The sequence below is a fragment of the Acinetobacter sp. WA-87 genome (assembly GCF_039938935.1).
Taxonomy (GTDB): Bacteria; Pseudomonadota; Gammaproteobacteria; order Pseudomonadales; family Moraxellaceae; genus Acinetobacter; species Acinetobacter seifertii.
This window is the reverse complement of the sequence record NZ_JBDUVF010000004.1, coordinates 213,413-227,204: the sequence shown is the minus strand read 5'-3', so window position 1 is coordinate 227,204 and position 13,792 is coordinate 213,413. Positions and strand designations below refer to the sequence as shown.

The window sequence follows — 13,792 nt, the reverse complement described above, 5'->3', positions numbered from 1 at the left end:
TAATATGAATACAATTTTATTAATTCCTACAGGTGAAGGGGTTGGTTTAACCTCTGCCTGCTTAGGTATGATTTATGCACTTGATTGTAATGGGATTAAAGCAGGCTTTTTAAAACCGTTTTCTCAGGTAGATCAAGAAACTTTAGACCGAACTACATCTTTATTTGGTCATTTATTTCAAGGTAAAACTGTTCAATCCATTTCTCATGAAAAGTTAACCCAACGCATTGCGTCAGGTGAAGTTGATGAGCTACTTGAAGAAGCAGTAAGTCTTCATCGTAGTATTGCAGCCGACAATAATGTGATTATTGTTGAAGGCTTATTGCCAAATGGGCAAGACCATTTTGCCAGTGAGCTTAATGCCAGCCTTGCTCAAGCTCTTGATGCAGAAGTGGTTTTAGTGAGTACTGCTGACATTCAAAACCCACGTAAAACAGCCGAGAAAGTTGAAGCTCACTTACGTCAATTTGGTGGTGCAACTTCAAACCGAACAGCAGGTGTACTCTTTATGCGTACACGCGGGTTATCTGAGGAAACAGCTCAGATTCCTGTCGCATTCGACCCATCGCTACGTCCAACTGAAGACATTGCAAAATTTACGTCAGAACTGCAAAAATACAATCGCTACTTTGGATCGAACGATTTACCAATTATTGGTTTAGTTCCATTTAGTAATACACTAAGCGTACCTAGAACTTTAGACATCGCAAACGTGATTGATGGTCAATGGGTCCATCAAGGCGAAGCAAAAACGCGTCGTATTTTGCACTCAAGTTTAATTGCCTCAAGCATTGAATATGAATTGAATAAATTCATTGCTGGCGAGTTGATTATTAGCGCATCTGAACGCACCGATGTGTTACTTGCAGGTAGTTTGGCAACCAGTAATGGCATTCCTCTAGCAGGCTTAGTACTGACCGAACGTGAAGCCCCTGCCCCTGAGCTTTTAGAGTTTTGCCAAAGCGCCATCAAACAAGGCTTACCAATTTTACATACCCGTTTAAACACACTGGAAACAGCACAGCGCTTATCCGATTTTGGTAATGAAATTCCAACTGATGATACTGAACGTGCCGAGCAAGTGACTCGTTTTGTTTCAAGTCATATCGATGTCGAATGGCTTAAACAGCACAGTAATAACGGTGCAACTCCACGCCTTTCTCCTTCTGCATTCCGTCATGAGTTAGTGCAAAAATCAATTGCAGCTAAAAAACGAATTGTGCTTCCAGAAGGCGATGAGCCACGTACTATTGAAGCAGCTGCTATATGTCAGGCTCGTGGTATTGCACATTGTATTTTGCTAGCAAAACCAGATGCAGTTCAAGACGTTGCAAAAGCACGCGGTATTGAACTACCAGCTGACCTAGAAATTATTGATCCGGATAGCATTCGCAACCAATATGTTGCACCTATGGTTGAGCTCCGCAAAGGTAAACTCAACGAGTTACAAGCCAAAGATCAATTACAAGACACTGTTGTTCTTGGCACCATGATGCTGGCTCTAGATCATGTAGATGGTTTGGTTTCTGGTGCAGTTCACACAACCGCGAACACCGTGCGCCCTGCTTTTCAGCTCATTAAAACCGCACCGTCTTACTCTTTAGTTTCGTCCATATTCTTTATGCTTTTACCAGATGAAGTTTATGTTTACGGTGATTGTGCAATTAACCCCGACCCTACAGCCGACCAGCTTGCTGAAATTGCGATTCAGTCTGCTGACTCTGCAAAAGCGTTTGGAATTGACCCGCGTATTGCCATGATCAGCTATTCAACTGGTACATCTGGCACTGGTGCTGATGTTGAAAAAGTACAACAAGCGACTCAAATTGCACAGCAACGCCGCCCTGATTTACTGATTGATGGCCCACTCCAATACGATGCAGCTTCTGTTGAAAGTGTAGGACGCCAAAAGGCACCAGACTCACGCGTAGCTGGCCGTGCCAATGTATTTATTTTCCCAGACTTAAATACAGGTAACACGACCTATAAAGCAGTACAACGTGCAGCAAATGTGGTCAGCGTTGGACCAATGCTGCAAGGCTTAAACAAGCCAGTCAATGACTTGTCTCGCGGTGCTTTAGTAGATGACATTGTCTTTACTATTGCATTAACAGCAATTCAGGCTGAACAACAAGCTGCTGCCAAATAATTAATATCATTTAATCTTTTCTACCTCTCGCCATTTGATGTCCGCTCAAATGGCTTTTTTTACTCTCAAATAACTGCCTTCGCAGTTGGTTATTCTTAGTTTTAAATCACTTAGCATTGGTCTTATTCGACTTTCGGTCAAAAGATCAACCAATCCCCCACAAGTTTGTGTTTTTGTCATATAATTTAGCCCGCTAGCTAACAGCCCGCTCAAGAGATTTTCTGGTATGACAACGATTATCAAACAAGATGACTTGATTACATCAATCAAGGACGCCCTACAGTTTATTTCGTACTATCACCCGCAAGACTTTATCCAAGCGATGAGCCGTGCTTATGATCGCGAAGAAAACAAAGCTGCAAAGGATGCAATTGCACAGATTTTAATTAACTCTCGCATGTGTGCGGAAGGTCATCGTCCAATTTGCCAAGATACTGGTATTGTTAACGTTTTCCTTGAAGTGGGCTTAGATGTTAAATTCGATTTAACAATGAGCTTAGACGATGCAGTAAATGAAGGTGTTCGCCAAGGTTACCTTGAAAACAGCAACGTTCTTCGTGCATCTGTACTTGCTGACCCTGCATTTGGTCGTAAAAATACAAAAGACAACACCCCTGCTGTTATTCACTACAAACTCGTACCAGGTAACAAAGTAGATATTACTGTTGCTGCTAAAGGTGGCGGTTCAGAAAACAAATCTAAACTTGCGATGCTTAACCCATCTGACTCGATTGTTGACTGGGTTCTTAAAACTGTTCCAACTATGGGTGCAGGTTGGTGTCCTCCTGGTATGCTCGGTATCGGTATTGGTGGTACTGCTGAAAAAGCCATGATGCTTGCTAAAGAAGCACTCATGGAAGAAATCAACATGGACGAATTACTTCGCCGTGGACCAGAGAACAAAATCGAAGAACTTCGTATCGAAATCTTTGAGAAAGTAAACGCTCTTGGTATTGGTGCTCAAGGTCTTGGCGGTTTAACCACTGTTCTTGATATTAAAATCAAAGATTACCCATGTCACGCTGCTGGTAAACCAGTAGGCATGATTCCGAACTGTGCTGCGACTCGTCATGCTCACTTCCAGCTTGATGGTACAGGTGTAGCTCATATTCAAGCACCAAAACTTGAAGACTATCCTTCAGTAACTTGGGACTCTTCACAGTCTAAACGTGTAAACCTTGATACCATTACTCAAGAAGAAATGGATTCTTGGAAACCGGGCGACACATTACTTCTTAGCGGTACAATGTACACAGGTCGTGATGCTGCGCACAAACGTATGGTTGAAATGATCGACAATGGTGAAGAATTACCAGTTGATCTTAAAGGTAAATTTATTTACTACGTTGGCCCTGTTGATCCAGTGGGTGATGAAGTCGTTGGCCCTGCTGGTCCTACAACTGCAACACGTATGGACAAATTCACACGTAAAGTACTCGAGCATACTGGTCTATTCGGTATGATTGGTAAAGCTGACCGTGGTCCAACAGCAATTGAAGCGATCAAAGACAACAAAGCAACTTACCTTATGGCAGTTGGTGGTGCGGCTTACCTCGTATCTAAAGCTGTTCGTGAAGCTGAAGTTGTTGCCTTCGCTGACTTAGGTATGGAAGCAATCTACAAATTCGTAGTTGAAGATATGCCTGTATCTGTAGCAGTTGATGTAAACGGTACTTCCATTCACGCCGTAGCTCCAAAAATCTGGCAAGCAAAAATTGGAAAAATTCCAGTGACTGATGCAACCGCATAAATAATGAAAAAGGAACATCAAGGTGATGTTCCTTTTTATTTCAATGATTATACTCTTAAATAAAAAAATTTATTGAGCTCGCATGGATTATAAATATACGTTATCTTTATTTTTTGGATTATTCTTCTTTAGCTTAACAAGTGCTTGCGCAAAACCCGCAAAACCAGAAACTATTAATAAATATCTTGAAGTGACTCATTCAAGAGAAACTTTTGAACTATTACATGAAATAAGAAAAGCTTATTATTTAGAACTTGCTACTCAACGCGTTCTTTACCACATTCAAGCACCCACTCTTGATGCACGTTTACTTACACCACAGCAATATCAAGTCGCTGAAAGAATTGCAGCCTTATATCTCAAAGAAGACCCTATTTTCAGCTCATCAGAAAAACAATATCAACTTGTATTTAAACAACTTCAACAATATGTTTCAGAAGAGAGTCTTCTCTATTTTATTGAACACTATCAAACTGAGTCTGGACAAATACTTGTTAAAAAAAATCTTTTAAAAGAATTATATTTAGCAGATCATCTCCCTAAACTTTTAACTAATTATTTAGATAAAAGTAAGTTCATGCTTTATATTTTTCGAGATATTTTGACGTATAAAAAGCCGTATACAGAGGAACAATAAAAAAAATGTCTTTTAATATTAATCTATCATTATCAATGTCTAGCATCTTATTAGGTATTATAACCACTACAAGCTTTGCAATGCCTCCAACTCAAGAGACAGCAATAGAAGTATTAAAAACAAGTTTATTTGATCAGACTATACAACACTATCAAACTGAACGTTTGGCACAGAGCTATAGCAAAAACCTTTTACAAGGTATTCCTTCAAAAGATTTAGTTGAAGATAAAGCGTATTATGCGCCTAAAATAGAAAGACAATTATTAGAGCGAATGCAAAGTGATGATTTTAAAAATTATTATATCCAACAGCTAATTCAACCTTATTTAAAATTTTTTGAGGAGGAAGAGTTAGTTTATCTACTACACATATATGAACATCCTTTAGCCCAAGAGTTTTTCAAACAAAATCAAAAGGCCATAAAAAACCAACAAGATGAAAATTATAAACCTGAGCAAATAGTAAAATACTATCAACAAGAGCAACAAGTACTTAAAATACTAAAAACATTGACTCCCGAATAAAAAAGCAGGCTAATACCAGCTCATTTTTAACAAAGTTAAAGAATTCCATAATTTAGTTGATGTAAACGGTACTTCAATTCACGCAGTAGCTCCAAAAATCTGGCAAGCAAAAATTGGAAAAATTCCAGTAATCGATGCCGCAGCAGGCTAATCAAGAAAAGCACCGAATTCGGTGCTTTTTTTATGCCTTATAATTTTTTTTGGAAATTGAAAAGAATTGTAACAATTAGTTCGCCAATCTGTGTTATTAATAAATACACCCACCCGCCATAAATTGCATATAGGTCATTTCATGACTATCCGCCCTATTCTCAAAAATCTCTCAATCAGCCTCTGCCTAAGCTGTATTACGACAAGCTTGTTTGCCTCTCCTGCGAAATTAAGCTCAGTAAAAGAACTCATGCAAATGAGCCAAATTGATTATTTGCTTAAAGAATCAATTAATGAATTAACGCCTTATTATGATCAACAAGCTGAACAGATCATCACTAATATTACGGGCATCAAAACTTTAGGTCCGAAAGAAAAAGAGGCCGCAAAAAAGTTAGGCTTACTTTTAAAAGATTCGAGTAACCAGCTCATTAGTAGCCCAAAAACTACGCAAGCCTTACAAGATATTTATTTAAAGACATATACTGAAGAAGAAATTCAGGCAAATCTGAAATTTTTAAAAACCCCAGAAGGTCAATCGATTACACGTAAAAACGTACAGATTATGGGACAAATTTCAGAATATATGATGGAGCTGGGTCAACAAACCTTTAATGACCCTAAAGCACGTGATCACATGCAAGAAGAGATGCTTAAAATTATTGCCCCATTGATGAAAGATAAAGAAAAGTCTTAACTTTTCCTTTTTTTATGTTTGATTTAAATCACATAATTATTCATATAATGTCACACAATCTATAAATAAAAAACTAATGAAGAACGAATAATCAAGTTAGGGGGGGAATACCCCCTTTTTTAACACTTGAATTTTCTACGCGACATAACCTAACGCATTAATTTTATTAATATCTTTTTATTCTACTTAACCAACGTTAGTATGATGAACATATTATTTAAGGGGAAAAGTAATAAATGTCAAAAGCACTTAAAGCATCTACAGTTGTTGGGCAAAAAAATGGGAAAGACTTAACGGTCGGTCAAATCAAAAAAAATCCATTAAATCTAGCTTATATCAATGAATTTAATGAAGAACTCTGCCTTTTAGCTTTAACACATAGTTCAATTAATAATAGGGAAAAAGTAATTTTATTAATTCCACAACTCTATCAAACAGATGATTTTTGGATTAAAGCTATTCAAAAAAACTACCACATTTTAGAGAATGTTCCACAACAAACAACCGAAATTTGTTTAGCTGCAATTGAAGCAACATCATATTGGAGTCTTGATGAGCTTTATTCTTACATCAAAGAACCCGATGATGTAATTTATCGTGCTTTAATTCAAAAAAATGGCAAACTCATTAAGTATGCACATCGACAGACTTCTGAACTATGTTTACTGGCAGTTCAGCAAAGTGGCTATGCCTTAGAATATATTACGGAACCAGATGAAAATTTATTTTTAATTGCTGTACAAACCAATGGTAGTGCTTTAGCGTACATTCCTGAACAAAACACACTGTTATGCCTAGCCGCAGTAAAGCAAAGTGGTGAAGCTTTAAGATGGGTAAAACAACAAACACCCGAAATCTGTTTAGCAGCAGTACAAACACAAGGCTTATCTTTAAGCTATGTTAAAGAACAGACCTATAATATTTGTTTCGCTGCAGTACAACAAAATGGCTTAGCTTTAAGCTATGTTAAAGAACAAACCTATAATATTTGTTTCGCTGCAGTACAACAAAATGGCTTAGCTTTAAAATATGCCCAACAACAGGATTTTGAAATTTGCTTAGCTGCAGTACAACAAAATGGCTTGGCTTTAAAATATGTCCAACAACAGGATTTTGAAATTTGCTTAGCTGCGATACAACAAAATGGCTTGGCTTTAAAAGATTTAAAGAATCAGACTTATGATCTATGTTATGCTGCAATTCAAAATAATGCAGAAGCATACAATTACATTAGAGATGAAGAACTAAAACTAAAACTTCCTAAAAAAATCTCTAAATCAACTCAAATTACAAAAAAAAGCTCTCACATATCTTTCGACTTATCAAAATTTAAAAAATCTCGTATTGTACAACCTGATAATTATATTCAGCAAAAATTAGACCCTATTAAAACTTTGGAAACTATCCATCAATCATGGTGGCAAAACCGCTATCAGGAAGATAGTTTTTGGTTAAATTGGATCGATGGATTAAATGGTAAAAACATACAAATTGAGCCTAGAACTTTTGTTGCCTATCATCAAGCTTTTTTTGAAGAAAGCCAAGTTTTCAAATTAGATGAATTTAATCTCTATCACTACATTCGTTTAAAGCCATTATTTGACAAGATGTTAACTGATAAAAATATCAAAAGAACACTCCCATCTCGTTATTATCGATCATTCTTTAAAATTACATGGGAAACACACCTGCCTTATATTGAATTAATTAAAGGCCTACATGTAGCAGATATTGATATTTATTTTTTGATTGATCAATTAAGCCTAATTTATCCAGAAGTCAATGATGCATTTATTTTAAACCATCTAATGAATAGTTCAGAAAGCTCTATTGCTACACAGATTTTAATACGAACAAAAAACTTTGAACAGTTTATGATTAATAACTTTGATTTATTAGCCAACAATATAAAACACTTAATTAGCGAAGTTAATTTTAGAAAAAATTTTATAAAATTCTGTTCTAAAATTCCACATATTGATATATATATTCAACAATTAATTCAAACATATAAAACTAAAAATATTCTGATTGATCTAATTATTTGGTTATCGGACTTTCCAACCTCATCAAATCAAGAGTATCTTATTCAACTTCTAAAAAAAGGAAAAGATGGTAGTTTAAATTATATTATCGTAACATTTTTGAGTAAAATAGGAACTAATATTTCAGATTATCTAAACCCTGAATATTTACTATTAGAAGCCAACAAAGTAATATCTAAATATAAAAAAAATGAAATAGCATTTTTAGACTTAAATCAGCTTCCTGAACTAAAATGGAAAAAATCAAAAGATATTATTAATCCTAAAATTATTCATTCATGGTTAATTTTATCTTTAGATACTGTTCAAAATATCAGCAGAGAACTATTATATAAGTATATTGAATTACTTGATGATGATAGTAAAATTAAGATTGCTAATTATATTTTTCAGCAATTCGAGCAGAATTTAAAAATAAATAATAGTCCTTTACTTCGCTATAATGGCTTACTTATTTTCATTAAATTTGTTTCCAAAAATAAAATTATAGAACTTATCGAATATATGAAATCACTCTTGTGGTCAAATAATAGAGCTTTAATTAATCAGCAACGTATATTTATAGCAGCAAAACTTCATCATTTAAAATTTGATGATATGGAGCAATATGATTTTGAAGTATTAAAACAACAGTATTTAATAGATATTAAAGAAATACAGCAAAACTTCTAATTTTTGGGAAATTAAAAATGAATTCACTATGGTTATCATCAATATCAGAAAACAAATTGGAACAGGCTAAAGCTAGTCCTAATTTTTTTAATTTTTTACTAGAAGATAAAGATCTATATCGAACTTCTTTTGAGCATTACCACCATGAACATTTAAATCTTTTACATCAAAAGGACTTATTTTCAACACGATTTTTATGCCATGAAGTTGCTGAGGGAGTTTATATAATGAGTCCAGAAACTGTAGAAATGTATGCCCAAAGGCTTAATTATATTGACTTAACTGAGCTGAGTAAGATTGCTGATCTAAATCTAGGGGAGCAATATGACTCATATACATTTATGCAAATTGTAAAAAGCCGATTAATTCCAATTCTAAATTATAGTGCAATACACCATCATTATTTAACCTTAGATTTGGGTTAATCTCTTTAAAAGTAATCTTATTATTAAAAGTGGAAGTTCTGTTCTTCCACTTTTTACTCATTAGTATGATTACCACGTTAAAGGGTTCCACAACTTAAATGGTTTAATCAGATGGACATCTGATTTTTCATCATATTTGGCTGGTTTTAGCTCTTGCGGTTTATGTCGAATCTTTCCTGAAGCATCTTCAGCCACAAAATTGTAGCTAGAAGATTTAAGCTCCGTAAAAGCAATCTCTCTACGTCCGATATTGTCTTGCATTAACATAAATGGGCCAGTGTGTTCACTGCGGTCCATTTTGTTTTCTTCATCGTATTTTAAATAATAAGATGTTCCTGCATCGACCGTAATATCAATATATTTGGGCTCTTGGAAATGAATACCTAATAAAGGCCGACTTGCAGAAATACGATAACTTCCTGCTGGCAGTTCAATCCAGTAATAATGGTTATGCAATAAGCTTGGAATTCGTTTGCCATTTACAAATAAATTGATTGCTGCAATTTCCTGACGGTTCCATTTGGTATCTGGCCGATAGAGATAGACTACTGCTGCATGTTCATTTTGCGGTTTAATCGGTACAAATGTCTGACCCAGTTTTTGGTTGACCCATCCCCCCATGCTAAAACCACCCACATGGTATTGATCAAATACACTAGGTGCTTTATCAACATCAACTTTAGGTAAAGTCGCAGTCAGCTCAGCTGGATTCTTTGCTAAGTGTGATGAACTCTGGCAACCCACAAGTAATGCGGTACAACTTAATGCAATAATTAAATAACGCATGACATCCCTCAAAGCGTTTTCTTTTGATTTTTCTATATCGCAAAACTATGCGTATTTTGTTTTTTTAGATTAACACCACCTACATGAATTGAAAACAAAAAAAGCATGAATCACTCGCGCGATTCATGCTTTTTAGATGAATGAAATCTAAGCAGACTTCGAATCAATTACTTTTAAATCTGCCTTAGCAACACTCTCATGAGTTGCTGTTTCTTTAGGCTGACGTTCTGGCTTGTAAACAGGTTCAGCTTCACCATTAATCACTGCTTCGTTAATGAAAACTGTTCCTACATCTGTACGGCTTGGTAAGTCATACATTGTTTCAAGTAAAACATTTTCCAAAATCGAACGTAGACCACGAGCTCCAGTATTACGCTCAAGCGCTCGCTTAGCAACTGCACGTAAAGCTGAATCTTCAAATACAAGGTCAACATTTTCCATGTTGAACAAGTATTGATACTGGCGAGTTAATGCATTTTTTGGTTCTGTCAAAATTTGCATTAATGCTTCTTCATCAAGCTCTTCAAGCGTCGCAATAACTGGTAAACGGCCAATAAACTCTGGAATTAAACCAAATTTCACTAAGTCAGTTGGCTCAACTTGACGGAACAATTCAGCAATTTTCTTGCTTTCATCTTTTTTCTTCACGTCAGCTGTAAAGCCAATTCCGCCTTTTTCTTGGCGCTGTTGTACAATTTTTTCCAGCCCAGCAAATGCACCACCACAAATAAATAAGATATTTGAGGTATCAATTTGAATGAACTCTTGCTGCGGATGTTTACGTCCACCTTGTGGTGGAATTGAAGCTACAGTACCCTCAATCATCTTAAGCAATGCTTGTTGTACACCTTCACCAGAAACGTCACGCGTAATCGACGGATTTTCAGATTTACGTGTAATCTTGTCGATTTCATCGATATAGATAATGCCCTTTTGAGCTTTTTCTACGTCGTAATCTGCTTTTTGTAAAAGTTTTTGTACAATATTTTCAACGTCTTCGCCGACATAACCCGCTTCGGTTAAAGTGGTCGCATCTGCCATCGCAAATGGAACATCTAGTAAACGAGCCAATGTTTGAGCAAGTAATGTTTTACCTGAACCGGTAGGTCCAATCAGTAGAATGTTACTTTTAGCAATTTCCACATCTTTAGACACATGACCAGACTGCCCAACTTTCAAACGCTTATAATGGTTATAAACGGCAACGGACAATGTCTTTTTGGCAAGATCTTGACCAATCACATATTGATCAAGTGCAGCACGTATTTCATGTGGTTTTGGCAATGCCTTGCTCGCCCAGTCACCTGCTTCAACCTGTTGGCTGGTTTGTACAAGGTCTAAGCAGACATCTACACACTCATTACAAATATATGCGTCCTCGCCCGCAATCAGTTTCCCGACTTCAGACTGCGTTTTACCGCAAAATGAACAATGTTTTTGTCCTTGAGGATGTTCGGACATATTCTCTCCACAAATAGAATCTTAAATATGAGGGCAAGCGATAGGGTTAAATGACTATATGGAGGCGTTTTCTAACAACTCAAGCCATTTAATACTCCCCTTATGGACGCTTACTTAATACCTGATCGACCAAGCCATATTCTTTTGCTGCTTGTGCAGTCATAAAGTTATCACGATCGGTATCACGAGCAATCGTGTCATAGTCTTGACCACTGTGTTCTGCCATCAAACGGTTTAAACGTTCTTTAATAAATAGAATTTCACGTGCGTGAATTTCAATGTCTGATGCTTGACCACGGAATCCACCTAAAGGTTGGTGAATCATTACACGTGCGTTTTCAAGGCAATAACGTTTACCTTTAGCACCAGCATTTAATAAGAATGCACCCATAGATGCAGCCTGACCCATACAGTATGTTACTACATCAGGTTTGATAAATTGCATCGTGTCATAAATCGCCATACCAGCAGTTACCGAACCACCTGGCGAGTTAATATAAAGATGGATATCTTTATCTGGGTTTTCAGCTTCTAAGAACAACATTTGAGCAACAATCAAATTTGCCATGTTGTCTTCAACTTCACCAGTTAGAAAAATGACGCGCTCACGTAAAAGTCGTGAATAAATATCAAAAGAACGTTCGCCGCGAGAAGATTGTTCAACCACAACAGGAACTAAAGCATTTTCAATTGTTGGAACATACATACGTTATTTATTCCTAAATTTTTTGTGACTTAACCTATGGCAACAATATGCGGGATAATTTCTCAAATTGCAAAAGGTTCGCACTGAAATATTATATTATTTATACCTAAGTACTGCATGGCGTACTCAAATTAACCACATACCCAAAAATGAAAAAGGCGCCTAAAGCGCCTTTTCCAGATTTCTCAAAAGATTAGCCCATACGGCGAGCTTGTTGTTCTTTCAATAAATCTTCGTAAGATACTGCTTTGTCAGACACTTTAGCTGCAGCTAAGATGTGATCAACAACTTGATCTTCTAACACAACAGCTTCAATTTGTTGACGTTGTTGAGCATCATTTTTGAAGTATTCGATCACTTCAGTTGGATCTTCATAAGAAGAAGCCATGTCGTCGATGTAAGCATCAACACGTGATTGGTCAACTTCAAGTTTAGCATCAGCTAATACTTTGCTTACTAAGATACCAAGCTTAACTGAACGCTCTGCTTGCTCTTTGAACAATTCGTCAGGAAGCATGCTCTTGTCGAAAGATTGAGCGCCAGCACCGCCAAATTGTTGAGTGAACTGTTGAACCATTTGTTGACGTTGACGGTCAATTTCTTGAGCAACCATTGCAGTTGGTACTTCAACTTCGTTGGCAGCAACAAGAGCATCAAATGTAGCTTGTTTAACTTGGTTACGTAAACCATTACGAACTTCACGTTCCATGTTTTTACGAACGTCAGCTTTTAATTTTTCAACGCCTTCTTCTTCAGTAACACCGAAGATTTTCAAGAATTCAGCATCAATCTCTGGAAGTTTAGGTTTTTCAACTTGCTTCACAGTGATTTTGAATTGAGCTGCTTTACCAGCTAAGTTCTCAGCTTGGTAATCTTCAGGGAAAGTTACATCAATTACTTTCTCTTCACCAGCTTTCATGCCAACGATGCCGTCTTCGAAGCCAGGAATCATACGACCTGAACCTAACACAAGTTTAAAGTCTTCAGCAGAACCGCCTTCGAACTTTTCACCGTCGATAGAACCTTCGAAGTCAAAAGTCACTTGCATGTCTTTTTTCGCCATACCCTTGGTCACAGCCCAAGTTTGACGTTGTTTTTGCAAGTTTTCGATCATAGTGTCAACGTCAGCGTCTTTAATTTCAGCTGTTTTACGTTCAACTTCTAAACCGTCAAATGCTTTTACTTCAACTTCAGGATAAACTTCTACAGTTGCTTCAAAAACTAAAGCATCTTCTTTATGTTCAACTTTCTCAATGTTCGGCATACCTACCGCATTGATTTTTTCTTGTTGAATCGCTTCAAATACGCTGTCACGAATGATGTCATTCACAACTTCTTGATAAATACTTGCACCGTATTCGCGACGAACAACGTTTGCAGGTACTTTGCCTGGACGGAAGCCGTTGATCTTCACAGTTTTGGCAGTGCGCTTCAAACGAGCTTCAAATTGCTCGTTAACACGGCTCGTCGGTACAGAAACATTTAAACGACGGGCAACGCCCGAAACCGCTTCAGTCGTTACTTGCATGGCTTCCTCGATAAAAATTAGTTAGTAGGAACAGTTTTTAAAAAAGTGCTGTATTATATGACAACTTTCAAGATATACAAAATTAACCGATCAGATCAGTAAATTGAAGGCCGTTTTTTCAGTAAATTTCACAATAATTTTATGATTTTTTAATTTTTTTTAACGCAATCTTAAGCCAAAGTAATTTTTTAGTTATTCTTCATAAATCTAAAATTACAATTAATTTATCAATAATTATCGTTTTTCATAAAAATTAATAATA

General features: G+C 36.4%; 11 protein-coding genes. 7 read left to right on the top strand and 4 right to left on the bottom strand.

From position 1 onward, the window contains the following. Nucleotides 1–4 precede the first annotated feature (4 nt). The 7 genes from pta (at nt 5) to ABFY81_RS13520 (ending at nt 9,049) form a co-directional block, all read left to right on the top strand. Entirely contained in the window at nt 5–2,149 is a 2,145-nt protein-coding gene (gene pta, locus ABFY81_RS13550) for a phosphate acetyltransferase (protein WP_347913968.1), read from the top strand. Nucleotides 2,150–2,375: 226 nt separating this feature from the next. Then, nucleotides 2,376–3,899: a fumarate hydratase gene (locus tag ABFY81_RS13545; protein ID WP_004698789.1), complete on the top strand. Its 1,524-nt coding sequence runs from the start codon at nt 2,376–2,378 to the stop codon at nt 3,897–3,899. 82 nt (nt 3,900–3,981) lie between these two features. Next, nucleotides 3,982–4,536, top strand: coding sequence for a hypothetical protein (locus tag ABFY81_RS13540; protein ID WP_347913967.1), 555 nt, complete (start codon nt 3,982–3,984; stop codon nt 4,534–4,536). A gap of 5 nt (nt 4,537–4,541) precedes the next feature. Continuing rightward, a complete protein-coding gene (locus tag ABFY81_RS13535) occupies nt 4,542–5,060 on the top strand; it encodes a hypothetical protein (protein WP_077162770.1) in 519 nt (172 codons plus the stop codon). Between the two features lie 292 nt (nt 5,061–5,352). Beyond that, complete coding sequence (locus ABFY81_RS13530) at nt 5,353–5,907, top strand: DUF2059 domain-containing protein (RefSeq protein ID WP_004698794.1); 555 nt, start codon at nt 5,353–5,355, stop codon at nt 5,905–5,907. Between the two features lie 236 nt (nt 5,908–6,143). After that, nucleotides 6,144–8,624, top strand: coding sequence for a DUF4116 domain-containing protein (locus ABFY81_RS13525; RefSeq protein WP_347913966.1), 2,481 nt, complete (start codon nt 6,144–6,146; stop codon nt 8,622–8,624). Nucleotides 8,625–8,641: 17 nt separating this feature from the next. Next, nucleotides 8,642–9,049 carry a hypothetical protein gene (locus ABFY81_RS13520; protein ID WP_347913965.1) on the top strand — a complete coding sequence of 136 codons (408 nt, stop codon included), beginning with the start codon at nt 8,642–8,644 and terminating at the stop codon, nt 9,047–9,049. A 69-nt stretch (nt 9,050–9,118) separates the two neighbouring features. On the opposite strand, the gene ABFY81_RS13515 is transcribed toward ABFY81_RS13520, so the two are convergent. The 4 genes from ABFY81_RS13515 to tig all read right to left on the bottom strand — a co-directional run bounded on the left by ABFY81_RS13515 (nt 9,119) and on the right by tig (nt 13,530). After that, nucleotides 9,119–9,835: a DUF2846 domain-containing protein gene (locus ABFY81_RS13515; protein WP_347913964.1), complete on the bottom strand. Its 717-nt coding sequence runs from the start codon at nt 9,833–9,835 to the stop codon at nt 9,119–9,121. 147 nt (nt 9,836–9,982) lie between these two features. Continuing rightward, nucleotides 9,983–11,296, bottom strand: a complete 1,314-nt coding sequence (gene clpX / locus ABFY81_RS13510; RefSeq protein ID WP_002053318.1) for an ATP-dependent Clp protease ATP-binding subunit ClpX — start codon at nt 11,294–11,296, stop codon at nt 9,983–9,985. Nucleotides 11,297–11,396: 100 nt separating this feature from the next. Next, the gene (gene clpP / locus ABFY81_RS13505; RefSeq protein ID WP_000289452.1) at nt 11,397–12,002 is read right to left on the bottom strand and encodes an ATP-dependent Clp endopeptidase proteolytic subunit ClpP; all 606 of its coding nucleotides are present in this window, start codon (nt 12,000–12,002) and stop codon (nt 11,397–11,399) included. A gap of 193 nt (nt 12,003–12,195) precedes the next feature. Then, nucleotides 12,196–13,530: a trigger factor gene (gene tig / locus ABFY81_RS13500; RefSeq protein ID WP_347913963.1), complete on the bottom strand. Its 1,335-nt coding sequence runs from the start codon at nt 13,528–13,530 to the stop codon at nt 12,196–12,198. Nucleotides 13,531–13,792 lie beyond the last annotated feature (262 nt).